The sequence below is a fragment of the Schleiferia thermophila genome (assembly GCF_003337435.1).
Classification (GTDB): Bacteria; Bacteroidota; Bacteroidia; order Flavobacteriales; family Schleiferiaceae; genus Schleiferia; species Schleiferia thermophila.
This window is the reverse complement of record NZ_QPJS01000002.1, coordinates 138,268-152,771: the sequence shown is the minus strand read 5'-3', so window position 1 is coordinate 152,771 and position 14,504 is coordinate 138,268. Positions and strand designations below refer to the sequence as shown.

Below are 14,504 nucleotides of genomic sequence, written 5' to 3'. Positions count from 1 at the left end.
TTTGAAAGAAGTAAAAATTAAAATTTGTAACAAGTTTTTAAACCCAGGAATTATGCAGAGAAATTACTACGGTCTGGCACTGTGTTCTTTATTTCTATTAGGCTGTGAAAATGAGAACAATCTCAAAGTCCAATATCCTATCACAGAAACGGTAGACATTTCCGATACTTATTTCGGAATCCAGGTTTCCGATCCCTATCGCTGGCTTGAAGACGACATGAGCGAAAAAACCGCAGATTGGGTCCAACAGCAAAACGAGGTTACTGCAGAATTTCTAAACAGAATTCCCTTTCGTGGTAAAATCTTCAACCGACTTGAAGAACTCTGGAATTATGAAAAAGTAAGCCCCCCTTTCACAGAAGGGGAATTTACCTATTTCTACAAAAACGACGGGCTGCAGAATCAATCTGTTTTATATCGCACCGACAAGTCTGGAAATACCGAAGTCTTTATAGACCCCAACAACTTTTCAGCAGACGGTACTACCTCACTTGCTGGCATATCTTTCACAAAGGATGGTTCCCTCGCAGTTTACCAAATTTCAGAAGCCGGATCGGATTGGCGAAAAGTGATTCTGATCAATGCTTTGACGAAAGAAATCCTCGAAGACACTCTGTTCAATATCAAGTTTTCCGGCCTTAGCTGGAATAAAAGCGAAGGATTTTTCTACTCAAGCTACGACGTACCTGAGGATGGAAGCATCCTCTCGGCCAAAACCGACCAGCACAAACTTTATTACCACAAAATCGGTACAAAACAATCGGACGATCAGCCCATTTTCGGAAATACCATTAAGAGAAGATATGTTGGAGGCTACGTCACAGAAGACAACAGCCTTCTGATCATCTCTGCCGCCAATACTACTACCGGTAATGAATTATACTACAAAGACCTTAGAAATCCAAAATCCGAAATTGTAACCTTAATTGGAAATTTTGACAACTCACATTCCGTTGTCCACTTTCAAGACGAACACCTCTATATACTTACCAATCTGAACGCACCCAACAGAAGATTGGTAAAAGCCCCACTCTCCAGTCCCGCACCAGAAAATTGGACTGATGTAATTCCAGAACGCGATATGCCTCTAAGCGTTAGTACCGGCGCAGGATATCTCTTTGCCTCATATCTCAAAGACGCAACCTCTCTCATCGAACAATACGACCTGAATGGCAACAAAATCCGGGATATCAAGCTGCCTGCCATAGGTACTGCATCTGGCTTCTCAGGTAAATGGAACGACACCATCCTGTACTACACATTTACCAACTATGTAATACCCCCTACCATCTACAGCTTCGACCCCACAAGCGGTGAATCCAATCTGTATCGCAAACCGGATGTAAAATTCAACCCCGATGATTACGAATCCAAACAAATCTTCTACACCTCCAAAGACGGTACTCGTATCCCAATGATCATCTCTTACAAAAAAGGACTTAAACTAAATGGCAAAAATCCCACAATTCTTTACGGATACGGAGGCTTCAACATCAGCCTTACTCCTTCTTTCAGCGTTTCAAACCTGGTATGGATGGAAATGGGAGGAGTCTATGCAGTCCCCAACTTACGCGGAGGCGGTGAATATGGCAAAAAATGGCACGATGCAGGCCGTCAGTTCAACAAACAAAATGTATTCAACGACTTCATAGCTGCAGCCGAATGGCTGATAGCAAACAAATACACTTCCCCCGATTTTCTGGCCATCGCTGGTGGTTCAAACGGTGGCCTCCTCGTAGGAGCTACAATGACCCAAAGACCAGAACTCTTTAAAGTAGCTCTTCCCGCAGTAGGTGTACTCGACATGCTCCGATATCACAAATTTACCGCAGGTGCAGGCTGGGCATATGACTACGGCACAGCCGACGACAGCAAGGAAATGTTTGAATACCTGTACAGATACTCCCCATACCACAACCTGCGCAAAGGCATGAACTATCCGGCTACTCTGATTACCACCGCAGACCACGACGACCGGGTGGTACCAGCACACTCCTTCAAATTTGCAGCCAGACTCCAGGCTGTAAACGACGGACCCAATCCCACTCTTATCCGAATTGAGACCAATGCCGGTCATGGTGCCGGAAAACCTACACGTATGATACTACAGGAGACCACCGACCGGCTGGCTTTTACACTCTTCTGTATGGGAAAAAAAGACATTTAATTCCATTTGCTTTTTTACATGTGACAATGGCATTGTAGTTGTAATTTTGTTTAAAAACTAAAAAACTTCGATCCCCATGAAAAAATTACTTTCAACCGCATTAGTCGTTCTGTTGGCAGCCGCAGCTTATGCCCAGAAGAAAAACGGACCGATTATCACCTTCGAAAAATCTGAATTGGACTACGGAAAAATAGCTCAAAACAGTGAGCGCGTTCGTGAATTTGTCATTGTAAATACAGGCAATGAACCCCTGATCATTCAAAATGCCACAGGAAGTTGTGGCTGTACAGTGCCCGAGTGGCCAAAAGAACCTATCATGCCCAAAAAGAAAGCCGTACTGCGCGTTAATTACGATACTTCCCGCATAGGACCCTTCAGCAAAACCGTAAAAATCTATTCCAACGCCATTAACAACGGACCGGACGGCACAGTAAGCTTTACCGTAAAAGGCGAAGTACTTACACCATCTGCTCAGGCTGCACCCATCAATCAGGAAACCAGCCCAGTAATGAACCGGTAAACCATCACCCTTTTCATAATTAACTTCGCCCGCCATCAGGCGGGTTTGTTTTTTAAAAAATCCATCATATGCCAGGAATATCTAAGAAGGGTCTTCAAATGCCCGAATCCCCCATCCGAAAGCTGGTACCCTTTGCTGAAGCCGCCAAGCGAAAAGGAACCAAGGTATACCATCTCAATATCGGCCAGCCCGATATCCCTACTCCTGAAGTAGCCCTCGAAGCTATTCGAAACTTCAACCACAAAGTCATCGAATACAGCCACTCCGCTGGCATAGAAAACTACCGTCGAAAACTGGCAGACTACTACGCCATTTACGGCATTGGCATCGAATATACCGACTTGATGATTACAACCGGCGGTTCCGAAGCCATTACCTTCGCCCTAAATTCCATTTGCGACCTCGGCGATGAAGTCATTGTTCCAGAACCATTCTATGCCAATTACAACGGATTTGCCATCTCAGCCGGCGTGAAGGTAATCCCCGTCACAAGCACCATCGACACCGGGTTTGCTCTCCCCGACATTGAGCAATTTGAAAGCTGGATCACACCTCGCACCCGCGCAATTATTATCTGCAATCCAGGTAATCCGACCGGTTATCTCTATAGCCTTCAAGAATTGCTCAAGCTGCGCGACCTATGCCTGAAACACGACCTCTTTCTCATAGCCGACGAAGTATACCGCGAATTTGCATACGACGGCACCCGACATCACTCCATCCTCAACCTGGAAGGATTGGAAGAGCACGCCATCGTCATTGACTCCGTATCAAAAAGATACTCCATGTGTGGCGTCAGAATCGGGACCCTCATCAGCCGCAACAAAAAACTCATGGCCACAGCACTGAAATTTGCCCAGGCCAGACTAAGCCCACCCACACTCGGACAAATTGCCGCCGAAGCAGCACTCGATACACCTCAGAGCTACTTCGATGCCGTCATCAGCGAATACACCCACAGACGAAACATCCTCGTTGACGGACTCAACAGCATCCCGGGAGTCTACTGTCCCAAACCTAAAGGCGCCTTCTACTGTGTAGCCAAACTACCGGTACACAATGCCGAAGATTTTGCCCGCTGGCTACTCGCCGAATTTTCTTACCAGGAACACACCGTGATGGTCGCCCCCGCCAATGGATTCTATGCCACACCCCACAAAGGTGAAAATGAAGTCCGCCTGGCTTATGTGCTCAAAGCTGACGATTTACAACACTCCGTCGAAATCCTCAGACATGCCCTTACCCACTACCCAAACAAAGCCTGATGCCACACCCGCCCATACCGCACTACCACTATGACCTTTCCAGACACAATACATTCGGACTTCAGCTTCATTGTGCTCTGTTTTACCACATCACCCACGAACACCAGCTCCTCACATTAGCCTCATCAGGATTTTTCCGACAAAATAAATACCTGCTTCTCGGAGGTGGCAGCAATATGCTCTTCGTCAACGATTTCTATGACGGAGCCATCCTTCACCTCGACCTCCGCGGCCGCCACATCCGCCCTTCTCAAAACTCCATGGCCACACTCACCGCAGCCGCCGGTGAAAACTGGCACCAAACCGTCCTATATGCCCTTGAAAACAACCTGGGCGGCATCGAAAATCTCAGCCTCATCCCCGGCAATTGCGGCACGGCACCCGTACAAAACATCGGTGCATATGGCGTAGAACTCTCTCAGGTGCTCGAATCCGTATCCGGCATTCATTTATTAACCGGTGAAAAAATCACCCTCTCCAACCAGGAATGCCATTTCGGCTACCGGGAATCTATCTTCAAACATCAGCTCAAAGACCGCTTTGCCATTACCTCCATCACCCTAAAACTCACAACCAAAAACCACCAACTCCACACCCACTACGGCACCATAACCGACGAACTGCAAAAAATGAACGTGACCAACCCCACCATACACCACATCAGCCAAGCAGTCATTGCCATCCGACAAAGCAAACTCCCCGACCCGGCCATCCTGGGCAACTGCGGAAGTTTCTTTAAAAACCCCATCATATCAGCCGAAAAAGCCAACCAACTCAAATCCCATTACCCCGACCTGCCCACCTATCCCACCCCCGAAGGAACGAAAATCCCCGCCGGATGGCTCATCGAAAAAGCCGGTTGGAAAGGCCGACGCATCGGAAACGTAGGAATGCATGAAAAACAAGCCCTCGTACTCGTAAACTACGGCAACGCCACCGGAAAAGAACTCTGGAACCACGCACAAACCATTATGGCCGATATCCAACACAAATTCGGCATAACCCTACAACCAGAAGTTAACATTATACACTGAAAATATTTGTAACAGCTTCACAAACATTACAGCTACCTTTGCGTACATTTTCAAAAGGATTTAAATGGAACTCAAGCCTTTGAAAGACCAACGCGAAGACTACTTCGGAGATACTCACACCGCCTCAAGCCCTGAGAACCCCCTCAGACCCGACGCCTTCAGCATTCCCAACGAAGTAAAAATACAAAAAATCCAAGACCACTTTCGCGCCATCATGGAAACCCTCGGCCTCGACCTGACCGACGACAGCCTCAGAGGCACCCCACTTCGAGTCGCCGAAATGATGGTCAACGAACTCTTTGCTGGACTAGACCCGGCCAACATGCCCACCCTGAGCACCTTCGAAAACAAATACAAATACGGCGAAATGCTCGTAGAAAAAAACATCGTCGTGTACAGCACCTGCGAGCATCACTTCCTGCCCATCGTGGGCCGTGCACACATCGGTTACATCAGCGCAGGCACCGTCATTGGCCTAAGCAAGATGAACCGTATCGTCGATTACTACGCCCGGCGGCCCCAGGTTCAGGAGCGCATGACCAAGCAAATCGTCCGTACCCTACAGCATGCCCTCGGAACCCCGGATGTAGCCTGTGTCATCGACGCCAAGCACCTCTGCGTCAACTCCCGCGGAATTCGCGATATCGACTCCTCCACCGTCACAGCCGAATATGGCGGACGCTTCCAGCAAGAAGCCGTGAAAAAAGAATTCCTTGACCTCATCGGCCTCAATACACAATTCGGAGTTTAAACTCAAATTTCAAAATCCTGTTTTTATTGGGCGCCTCCCCCGGCCGCTTTCCGCGAGCGGCCGGGGGCCGGTCTACGGCTCCTATTCCCCTTGCGGATCGGGTATAGCACATCGGGCTGCGGTGGCTCGCTCCCGCTCCGCCTCCTCGCCCGTGTGCCATATCACCCGCCCGCTGCGGCTCATATCCGCCTCCGCCCTGGCGCTTAACCCCCAATCCTCCACCCCCTACACTGCATTTCCTGCAGCAACCATCTACAAACGTACAGCCTCCGGCACCAGCAAAGTGTAATCACCTCCGTTCCTGATTACATCCCGCACAATGCTGCTCGAAATAGATGAATGACCGGCCGAAGTCAATAAAAACACCGTATCGATTTCAGGCATCAACTTCCTGTTGGTCTGCGCCACAGCTTTCTCAAACTCAAAATCAGCCGGATTCCGCAAACCCCTCAAAATAAAACGGGCATTTACACGCTTGCAGTAGTTTACCGTTAGTCCCTCATAAGAGTCCACCGCAATATTTGGTCTGTTTTGAAATGTTTTCCTGATCCATTCCATGCGCTGCTCAAGCGAAAACATATACGTCTTGCTCGAATTAACTCCCACCGCCACAATGATTCTGTCAAAAAGCTCGGCAGCCCTGCAAATCACATCATAATGACCTTTGGTGATCGGATCAAATGAACCTGGAAATACCGCTATTCGCTCCATTGAGGATTTTTTTTCAGTGCACTAAAGATACAGGCATCAAACAACTCCTCCAGAGAAATTCCCAGATATTGAGCCTGTTTCGGTAAAATGGACTGCCCGGACAAGCCAGGTACCGTGTTTATTTCTATTAATATCGGAGTGCCCGCCTCAGGCACAATATAATCTATTCTGACCAAACCCCTCAGCCCTAGTACTTTATAGACAATTTCAGAGGTCCTCTTTACAAATTCCGAAGCCTCTCTACTGATACGAGCCGGAGTGATTTCCTGCGACTGGCCACTGTATTTGGCATGGTAGTCAAAAAACTCCCCAGCCGGAACAATTTCGGTAGTCTCCATAGCCAGTACCTGACCAAATACATCCGAAACACCACAGGAAACCTCTATGCCTTTTACCATTTCTTCTATCAATACCAGCCGATCAATACGATAGGCTTTTTCAAAGGCCGGCATCAAACCGGCAGCATCCGTTACCTTCGATACTCCTATACTGCTACCGCTCCTTGACGGCTTTACAAAGACCGGATAGCTAAGGTCTCTTTCAATATCTCTTTCAGATGGCATCGAAGTAGTATAAATTCCTTTAGGCACCGCAATGCCCATTTTTTGAAGGTATGCATTACATTCCGCTTTGCTGAAGGTAAGTGCCATCGGCAGCACCCCTGCAGTAGTATAAGGAATCCGCAGCAAATCAAGCATCCCCTGCAAGATACCATCCTCTCCGGGTGTGCCATGTATGGCAATAAACACGACGTCAAACCTCACAAAACCACTCTCAGATCCAAATCCAAAAGGCTGCAAACTCAACGGCACTTCACCTCTGTCTGTCTGAACAAACAACCCCTCCTCTCGCACATCTACCAGATACTTTCTGAATTTCTCATCCGATAGATGCTCATAGACCACCTTTCCAGATTTCAAAGAAATTTCTCGTTCAGCGCTATACCCCCCGTAAAAAACGGCTACACAAGGTTTTCTATTCATTTGCAACAAAATAAAAGCACAAAACTACATGCCCATGATTGCACAAAAAAAGCCCCAAACTATGGGGCTTTTGAAGTTTGTCCTATTGGATGTTCTATTTAACGGCTTCCTGATAACGACGCGCTACTTCCGGCCAGTTAACTACATTCCAAAAAGCTGCAATATATTCTGGTCGCCGGTTTTGGTATTTTAGATAATAAGCATGCTCCCAAACATCCAGGCCAAGTATTGGGGTCCCCTTCTGCTCAGCAATATCCATCAGAGGATTGTCCTGATTCGGTGTACTGGTGATGAAGAGCTTCTTGTCAGCACCTACACAGAGCCATGCCCAACCGGAACCGAAGCGTGTAGCAGCTGCCTTGTTGAAATCTTCCTTCATCTTGTCAAATGAACCAAACTGACTATCGATAGCTGCGGCCAGTTCACCGGATGGAGTACCTCCTCCATTTGGCGCCATAATGGTCCAGAATAGCGTGTGGTTATAATGCCCTCCACCATTGTTTCTCACGGCTACAGAGAGTTTGCTGACCATAGACATCAGCTCTTCGATGCTTTTGTTTTCATACTCAGTGCCCTGAATGGCAGCATTGAGATTGTTGACATAAGCAGCATGGTGCTTTCCATGGTGTATTTCCATGGTCATAGCATCTATGTGAGGCTCTAAAGCTGCCTTGTCATACGGCAGGGATGGTAAGGTGAATGCCATAGGTATTTGGTTTTTTTGGTTTTACAAGAGCAACAAAGATAACCGCTCAAGGTTTTACCCCACAAAAACGGATGTCTATCATTCATTGACAGACTAAGTTTTGAATTTGAGTAAATTCAACAGATACTGCCCATACCCGCTTTTCATTAATGGAGCAGCCGCTGACTCCAGCTCCTGATCGTTGATAAATCCCTTGCGCCAGGCAATTTCCTCTATACAGCCAATCTTAAGGCCTTGGCGTTCTTCGATGACTTGTACAAACTGACCCGCCTGCATCAGTGAAGTAAAAGTTCCCGTATCGAGCCATGCCGTTCCACGCTCGAGCTTGCGAACCTCCAGTCTACCTTGCTGCAAATACACGTTGTTTACGTCCGTGATCTCATACTCACCTCTGGCACTGGGTTTTATTTCGGCAGCAATTCTTACTACATCGTTGTCGTAAAAATACAGACCCGGCACCGCATAGTTGGACTTAGGTTTTTTTGGTTTCTCTTCAATAGAAAGAACCCTGTTGTTTTCGTCAAATTCCACTACACCATAGCGCTCCGGATCGCTCACATGATAAGCAAATACAATTCCCCCATTTGGATTTTCGCAGGTGGCCAGCAGGCGTCCCATCCCTTGACCATAGAAAATGTTATCACCTAAAACTAGGGCTGCACTGTCGTGACCGATAAAATCCCTCCCCAGCACAAATGCCTGTGCAAGCCCATTGGGTTGGTGCTGTACAGTGTACTGAAAAGTACAGCCTATCCGGCTTCCATCACCCAGCAATCTCTGAAACAAAGGCATATCATGAGGAGTGGTGATGATCAGGATGTCTCGAATTCCTGCCAATAGCAGTGTGGATAGCGGATAGTAAATCATGGGTTTATCGTATACCGGCATCAACTGTTTGCTCACTGCTAGTGTAAGGGGGTGAAGTCGCGTACCGCTTCCGCCTGCCAATACAATACCTTTCATAGACGATTGAATTTATGGCCGTGAAAATAGGGGCTTTTCCCTCACAATCACCTAAATATTCCGGTGAATCTTTGAAAATATTCTACGGTCATGGATTTTGTTTTGATTTAAAAATACTGATTGTTACTTTTGCCGCCGTTTTTCAGAATGGGGAATTAGCTCAGTTGGCTAGAGCGCTACAATGGCATTGTAGAGGTCATCGGTTCGAATCCGATATTCTCCACTCCCTAAGTCTTCCGATGTGAGGACTTTATATTTTCAAGACACCTTTTTATCTCGGGTAACTGTGCTTTTCCTTATCAAAACACAGATTTAGCTACCTGGTAAATATTGTCGCTTTTCCCCATCGAGTAATAATGCAATACAGGAACACCTGCCTTAATCAACTCTTTTGACTGCTGAATGGTCCACTCAATACCAATCTGCCGGACAGCCCGGTTGTCCTTTGCTTTCAGAATTTCAATGGACAATTCATCTGGTATATCTACGTGAAACATGTGCGGAATCAGCGAAAGTTGCTTTTTAGTGGATAGTGGCTTCAATCCCGGAATGATGGGAACACCGATACCGGCATTTCTGCATTTGTCTACAAAATCAAAATACTTCTGATTGTCAAAAAACAATTGGGTGATGATGTAATCTGCACCGGCATCCACCTTTCTCTTCAGGTTTTGAATGTCGATGTGAAGATTCGGAGCTTCAAAATGTTTTTCGGGATAACCCGCCACTCCGATACAAAAGTTGGTGGGTGTGTTGTTTTCGATTTCTTCATCGAGATAAATTCCCTTATTTAAGTTTTGTATTTGTTCGACCAGTTGATAGGCGTAGTGATTGCCATCGGGCTCCGGGATGAAGTAGCGTTGTCCTTTTTGAGAGTCACCTCGAAGTGCAAGGACGTTTTGTATGCCCAGAAAGTCCAGTTCAATGAGCACGTTCTCTGTTTCCTCCCGGGTAAAACCTCCACATAGCAGGTGGGGAACGGCTTCTACTTTGTAGCGGTGCATAATAGCAGCGCAGAGCCCAACTGTGCCTGGTCGTTTTCGGATTACTTTTTTCTGGTACAAACCGTTGGGAAGAGGTTTCAGCACAGTTTCTTCCCGGTGGTAGGTCACATTGATAAAGGGAGGGTTGAATTCCATCAATGGGTCAATGTTGCCATACACATCGAAGATGTTGTCTCCTTTGAGAGGTGGAAGGATTTCAAAGGTGAACAGTGTTTTTTGAGTGTTTTTAATGATGTCAATGATTTTCATCAAAAAGCGGGGATTTTTAAAAGTTTAAAATGGGTTGCAGCCAGCGTTTTGCGGTTTCCAGATCCCAACCTTTTCTACAGGCATACTCCGCAAGCTGGGACTGGTCAATTTTACCTATTCCAAAGTATCGGGATTCCGGATGAGAGAAGTACCATCCGCACACCGAGGAAGCAGGCCACATAGCAAGGCTTTCGGTCAGGGTGGTACCGATGGAAGCTTCTACCTTCAGGAGCTTCCAAATCGTCAGTTTTTCGGTGTGGTCAGGACAGGCCGGATATCCCGGAGCTGGCCTTATACCTTGATATTGCTCACGGATGAGTGCCTCGTTGTCTAATTTTTCATTTGGTGCATACCCCCAGTATTCTTTTCTCACCCTCTCGTGCAAATACTCGGCAAATGCCTCTGCCAATCGGTCCGCCAGAGCTTTGACAATGATGGCCGAATAGTCATCCTTTTCGCTTTCAAACTTACCGGCAAGCTCATCCGCTCCAAAAATCGATACGCAAAAGGCCCCGAGATAGTCTGTATGTCCGCTGTCGACAGGCGCTACGAAATCAGCCAGAGCTAGATTGGGATGTCCAGAAGGTTTCGGTGTTTGCTGTCTGAGTGTATGAAATTTAAGCACATCCCCATTGTTTTGAAATACTAGAATATCATCGTCATCCACACTATTTGCCGGGTAAATGCCAAAAACCGCCTTGGCCACCAGCATTTTTTCGTTTACAATCCGGTCAAGCATCTGATTGGCGTCCGAATACAATTTTCTGGCTTCTGCACCTACTATGGGGTCGCTGAGGATTTTCGGAAAACGTCCTGCCAATTCCCACGCTTGAAAAAAAGGTGTCCAATCGATGTAGTTTCTGAGTATCTCGGCAGGAAAATCTGACAGTACTCTGTTGCCTTCCATGTTGGGATGCAACGTTCTGAAGTTTCGAAGGTCTATTTTAAGTTTATTTTCTCTTGCCTTATCGATGGGCAATAAGTCTTTTTCGGATTGCTTTTTCAGGTATCCGTCACGCAATCGCTGATATTCTTCTTTTACTTGCTGTATAAAAATGTGCTTTTGTTCGCTGCTTATCAACGAAGCAGCAACGGGTACAGACCTTGAGGCATCGAGCACGTGAACTACCGGACCTGAATATTCAGGCGCTATTTTGACGGCTGTGTGAGCTCTGGACGTGGTAGCTCCGCCAATCAGCAGGGGAATCCTCATTTTACGCTTTTCCATTTCGCGCGCTACATACACCATTTCGTCCAGACTGGGAGTAATCAATCCTGATAATCCGATGATATCTACTGCCTCGCGCTGTGCTGTATCCAGGATTTTATCCATCGGAACCATCACACCCAGGTCTATTACCTCGAAATTGTTGCAGGCCAAAACCACTCCTACAATATTTTTTCCTATGTCGTGGACATCGCCTTTTACGGTAGCCAAAAGAATTTTGCCTGCGCCTGATGACTGGTTTTGACTTTGGTTCTTGTTTTTTTCCTGGAGCAGATATGGTTCAAGCCATGCTACAGATTTTTTCATCACACGTGCACTCTTTACCACCTGTGGAAGAAACATTTTTCCTTCTCCAAACAGATCGCCTACCACGTTCATGCCTGCCATCAGAGGGCCTTCGATCACATCGAGGGGACGGCCTAACTTCTTCAATGCTTCAGCAGTATCCTGCTCGATATATTCATCGATGCCTTTGATCAGGGCGTGTTTCAGCCGCTCTTCTACAGGCCATGAGCGCCACTCCTCCTGCACAGACTTGGTTATTTCTGTACCTCTGAATTTCTCTGCATACTCAATGAGTCTATCGGTTGCATCCGGCCTGCGGTTAAAAAGCACATCCTCGATGCGTTCCTTCAGTTCTGGTTCTATTTCTTCATACACTCCGATTTGACCGGCATTTACTATTCCCATGTCGAGTCCAGCCTGAATGGCATGATACAAAAAAGCTGTATGCATCGCTTCTCTGACCGGCTCATTGCCTCGAAATGAGAAGGAGATGTTGGAGATTCCACCGCTTACCTTGGCTCCGGGAAGATTTTCTTTGATCCACCGCGTAGCACGAATGAAATCGATCGCGTAATTGTTGTGCTCAGGTATGCCGGTCGCAACGGTGAGAATGTTGGGATCAAAGATGATGTCTTCAGGGGGAAAATTTACGCGATTGACCAATATGTCATAGGCCCTTTGGCAGATGGCTATTCTTCGCTCAAAAGTATCGGCTTGTCCTTGCTCATCAAAGGCCATGACCACTACTGCAGCCCCGTAATCTCTAATTTTTTCGGCGTAATCAATAAATTTTTCCTCTCCTTCTTTCAGTGAAATGGAATTTACGATCGCTTTGCCCTGTACGCATTTCAGACCGGCCTCTATCACCGACCATTTCGAAGAGTCGATCATGATCGGCACTCTGGATATATCGGGTTCGGAGGCGATGAGATTCAAAAAAGTGGTCATGACTGCTTCGCTGTCCAGCATACCTTCGTCCATATTGACATCGATGATTTGGGCGCCGTTTTCTACCTGTTGTCTGGCTATTTCTAGGGCTTTTTGGTAGTTTCCTTCGCGAATAAGCCTGGCAAACTGACGAGACCCTGTCACATTGGTGCGCTCTCCTATGTTTACAAAGTTGACTTCCGGCCTTACAACCATTGGCTCAAGTCCGCTGAGCTTCAGATAGTGCGGCAGCTTTGGCAGGGGTCTGGGCTTGTACCTGGCCGCTTCTTCTGCAATCAGTCTGATGTGCTCAGGGGTAGTGCCACAGCACCCACCTATGATGTTGACCAGATTTCCCTGGAGAAATTCCCTGATTTGCGCCCGCATCATTTCAGGGGTTTCATCATATTGTCCAAAGGCATTGGGCAATCCGGCATTGGGATGTGCCGAAATGTGAAATTCAGCGTGTCGAGCCAAATCCGCCAGATAAGGCTGCATTTGTCTGGCTCCCAATGCGCAGTTGAGCCCAATGCTGAGCAGAGGTATATGTGAGAGCGAATAGAGAAATGCCTCAACGGTCTGGCCGGATAGGGTGCGTCCGCTATTGTCTGTGATGGTTCCGCTCACCATTATGGGGAGCATTTCACGATGGTGGTCTTTGAAATACCTGCGAATGGCATACAGGGCAGCTTTGGCGTTCAGGGTATCAAAAATTGTTTCAACCAGGAGAATGTCTACCCCACCTTCTACCAAACCTGCTACCTGTTCGTAGTAGGCATCTACCAATTCGTCGAAGGTTATGGCCCGGTAGCCAGGTCTGTTTACATCCGGCGATAGCGAGGCTGTACGATTGGTAGGTCCGATGGATCCGGCTACAAATCTGGGCTTGTGAGGAGTCCGCTCCGTAAATTGGTCTGCTGCCTTCCGGGCCAACCGTGCAGCTTCCACATTGAGCTCGTAAACAAGCTCTTCCATATGATAGTCAGCCATGGAGACTCGCTGGCTGTTGAAAGTATTGGTTTCCAAAATATCCGCTCCTGCTTCGAGGTATTTTCTGTGAATTTCTTCGATGATGTGTGGCTGTGTGAGAACGAGCAGGTCATTGTTGCCTTTCAACGGATGTGGCCATTGAGCAAAGCGCTCTCCTCGGTAATCCTCTTCGCTCAGATTGTATTGCTGAATCATGGTGCCCATAGCACCATCGAGTACCAAAATACGTTCAGAGAGTATTTTTTGAAGGATTTCGCTGCGGTTGAGACTTGGGGTGGCTACCTTTGCTTTCATCAGGCTCTTTATTTAGGTCTTTTGCCTATCAAGAGCCGGGGTCAACCGCTTTCCAGTATGTCAGATTTGCATTTGACCAATCTGGTCTGGCGCTCATCTGCATCTGAGCCCTAGAGAGCTCAGAACCGGAATTAGCACCCTGCTGCCCGTAGGTTCAGGGTTGCTAAGACTTCACAGGGCCGGTCCCTCCGTCTTTCTTGATAAGCAAAGCAAATGTAAGGTGCCAAAAGTCAATTTTTGCATGCGTGATTGCAATATGCACTTATTCTTTAAAATTTTATACTGGTAAACTTTCAAGCTCGACCTCTGAACCGAAATTCAGGCATCTAAAAACGAAACACTGGATAACTTGAAAAGTAGCCTGAGCACGAATACTTGTTACTTTAATATAAGTTGTTTTTCTACGTTGAACGAAATGTCATAATTG

11 protein-coding genes, 1 tRNA gene and 1 riboswitch are annotated in these 14,504 nt (G+C 47.0%); of the genes, 6 read left to right on the top strand and 6 right to left on the bottom strand.

Going from position 1 to position 14,504, the window contains the following annotated elements; all coding sequences use genetic code 11:
* The first annotated feature begins 52 nt into the window (after window positions 1-52).
* The 5 genes from DES35_RS05835 to folE all read left to right on the top strand — a co-directional run bounded on the left by DES35_RS05835 (window position 53) and on the right by folE (window position 5,737).
* Window positions 53-2,167, top strand: coding sequence for a prolyl oligopeptidase family serine peptidase (locus DES35_RS05835; RefSeq protein ID WP_114366094.1), 2,115 nt, complete (start codon window positions 53-55; stop codon window positions 2,165-2,167).
* Between the two features lie 76 nt (window positions 2,168-2,243).
* Window positions 2,244-2,687 carry a DUF1573 domain-containing protein gene (locus tag DES35_RS05830; protein ID WP_037359341.1) on the top strand — a complete coding sequence of 148 codons (444 nt, stop codon included), beginning with the start codon at window positions 2,244-2,246 and terminating at the stop codon, window positions 2,685-2,687.
* A 68-nt stretch (window positions 2,688-2,755) separates the two neighbouring features.
* Window positions 2,756-3,952 carry a pyridoxal phosphate-dependent aminotransferase gene (locus DES35_RS05825; protein ID WP_114366093.1) on the top strand — a complete coding sequence of 399 codons (1,197 nt, stop codon included), beginning with the start codon at window positions 2,756-2,758 and terminating at the stop codon, window positions 3,950-3,952.
* Complete coding sequence (gene murB, locus DES35_RS05820; protein WP_037359334.1) at window positions 3,952-4,986, top strand: UDP-N-acetylmuramate dehydrogenase; 1,035 nt, start codon at window positions 3,952-3,954, stop codon at window positions 4,984-4,986. The genes DES35_RS05825 and murB overlap by 1 nt, the downstream gene beginning before the upstream one ends.
* A gap of 64 nt (window positions 4,987-5,050) precedes the next feature.
* Window positions 5,051-5,737 carry a GTP cyclohydrolase I FolE gene (folE, locus tag DES35_RS05815; RefSeq protein ID WP_114366092.1) on the top strand — a complete coding sequence of 229 codons (687 nt, stop codon included), beginning with the start codon at window positions 5,051-5,053 and terminating at the stop codon, window positions 5,735-5,737.
* A gap of 252 nt (window positions 5,738-5,989) precedes the next feature.
* Here folE and coaD read toward each other — a convergent pair whose 3' ends face one another.
* The 4 genes from coaD to rfbA all read right to left on the bottom strand — a co-directional run bounded on the left by coaD (window position 5,990) and on the right by rfbA (window position 9,100).
* On the bottom strand, window positions 5,990-6,448 hold the full coding sequence (gene coaD, locus DES35_RS05810) for a pantetheine-phosphate adenylyltransferase (protein WP_037359329.1): 459 nt from the start codon (window positions 6,446-6,448) through the stop codon (window positions 5,990-5,992).
* A complete protein-coding gene (locus DES35_RS05805; RefSeq protein WP_037359327.1) occupies window positions 6,436-7,431 on the bottom strand; it encodes a D-alanine--D-alanine ligase family protein in 996 nt (331 codons plus the stop codon). The genes coaD and DES35_RS05805 overlap by 13 nt, the downstream gene beginning before the upstream one ends.
* Before the next feature lie 94 nt (window positions 7,432-7,525).
* A complete protein-coding gene (locus DES35_RS05800; RefSeq protein WP_037359325.1) occupies window positions 7,526-8,137 on the bottom strand; it encodes a superoxide dismutase in 612 nt (203 codons plus the stop codon).
* 93 nt (window positions 8,138-8,230) lie between these two features.
* Complete coding sequence (rfbA, locus tag DES35_RS05795) at window positions 8,231-9,100, bottom strand: glucose-1-phosphate thymidylyltransferase RfbA (protein WP_114366091.1); 870 nt, start codon at window positions 9,098-9,100, stop codon at window positions 8,231-8,233.
* Window positions 9,101-9,249: 149 nt separating this feature from the next.
* On the opposite strand from rfbA, the gene DES35_RS05790 reads away from it, so the two are divergent.
* Window positions 9,250-9,323, top strand: a tRNA-Ala gene (locus DES35_RS05790).
* Window positions 9,324-9,399: 76 nt separating this feature from the next.
* Here DES35_RS05790 and metF read toward each other — a convergent pair.
* Both metF and metH read right to left on the bottom strand, forming a co-directional pair.
* On the bottom strand, window positions 9,400-10,353 hold the full coding sequence (gene metF, locus DES35_RS05785; RefSeq protein ID WP_037359319.1) for a methylenetetrahydrofolate reductase [NAD(P)H]: 954 nt from the start codon (window positions 10,351-10,353) through the stop codon (window positions 9,400-9,402).
* A 16-nt stretch (window positions 10,354-10,369) separates the two neighbouring features.
* On the bottom strand, window positions 10,370-14,077 hold the full coding sequence (gene metH, locus DES35_RS05780; RefSeq protein WP_114366090.1) for a methionine synthase: 3,708 nt from the start codon (window positions 14,075-14,077) through the stop codon (window positions 10,370-10,372).
* A gap of 90 nt (window positions 14,078-14,167) precedes the next feature.
* Window positions 14,168-14,284, bottom strand: a riboswitch (SAM riboswitch).
* Window positions 14,285-14,504: the final 220 nt, after the last annotated feature.

Excerpts from the sequence above, each read along its gene's own strand:
- DES35_RS05835 (WP_114366094.1), top strand. The coding sequence starts at position 53 with ATGCAGAGAAATTACTACGGTCTGGCACTGTGTTCTTTATTTCTATTA.
- murB (WP_037359334.1), top strand. The coding sequence starts at position 3,952 with ATGCCACACCCGCCCATACCGCACTACCACTATGACCTTTCCAGACAC.
- DES35_RS05800 (WP_037359325.1), bottom strand. The coding sequence starts at position 8,137 with ATGGCATTCACCTTACCATCCCTGCCGTATGACAAGGCAGCTTTAGAG.
- rfbA (WP_114366091.1), bottom strand. The coding sequence starts at position 9,100 with ATGAAAGGTATTGTATTGGCAGGCGGAAGCGGTACGCGACTTCACCCC.
- coaD (WP_037359329.1), bottom strand. The coding sequence starts at position 6,448 with ATGGAGCGAATAGCGGTATTTCCAGGTTCATTTGATCCGATCACCAAA.
- DES35_RS05825 (WP_114366093.1), top strand. The coding sequence starts at position 2,756 with ATGCCAGGAATATCTAAGAAGGGTCTTCAAATGCCCGAATCCCCCATC.
- metF (WP_037359319.1), bottom strand. The coding sequence starts at position 10,353 with ATGAAAATCATTGACATCATTAAAAACACTCAAAAAACACTGTTCACC.
- DES35_RS05830 (WP_037359341.1), top strand. The coding sequence starts at position 2,244 with ATGAAAAAATTACTTTCAACCGCATTAGTCGTTCTGTTGGCAGCCGCA.
- metH (WP_114366090.1), bottom strand. The coding sequence starts at position 14,077 with ATGAAAGCAAAGGTAGCCACCCCAAGTCTCAACCGCAGCGAAATCCTT.
- DES35_RS05805 (WP_037359327.1), bottom strand. The coding sequence starts at position 7,431 with ATGAATAGAAAACCTTGTGTAGCCGTTTTTTACGGGGGGTATAGCGCT.
- folE (WP_114366092.1), top strand. The coding sequence starts at position 5,051 with ATGGAACTCAAGCCTTTGAAAGACCAACGCGAAGACTACTTCGGAGAT.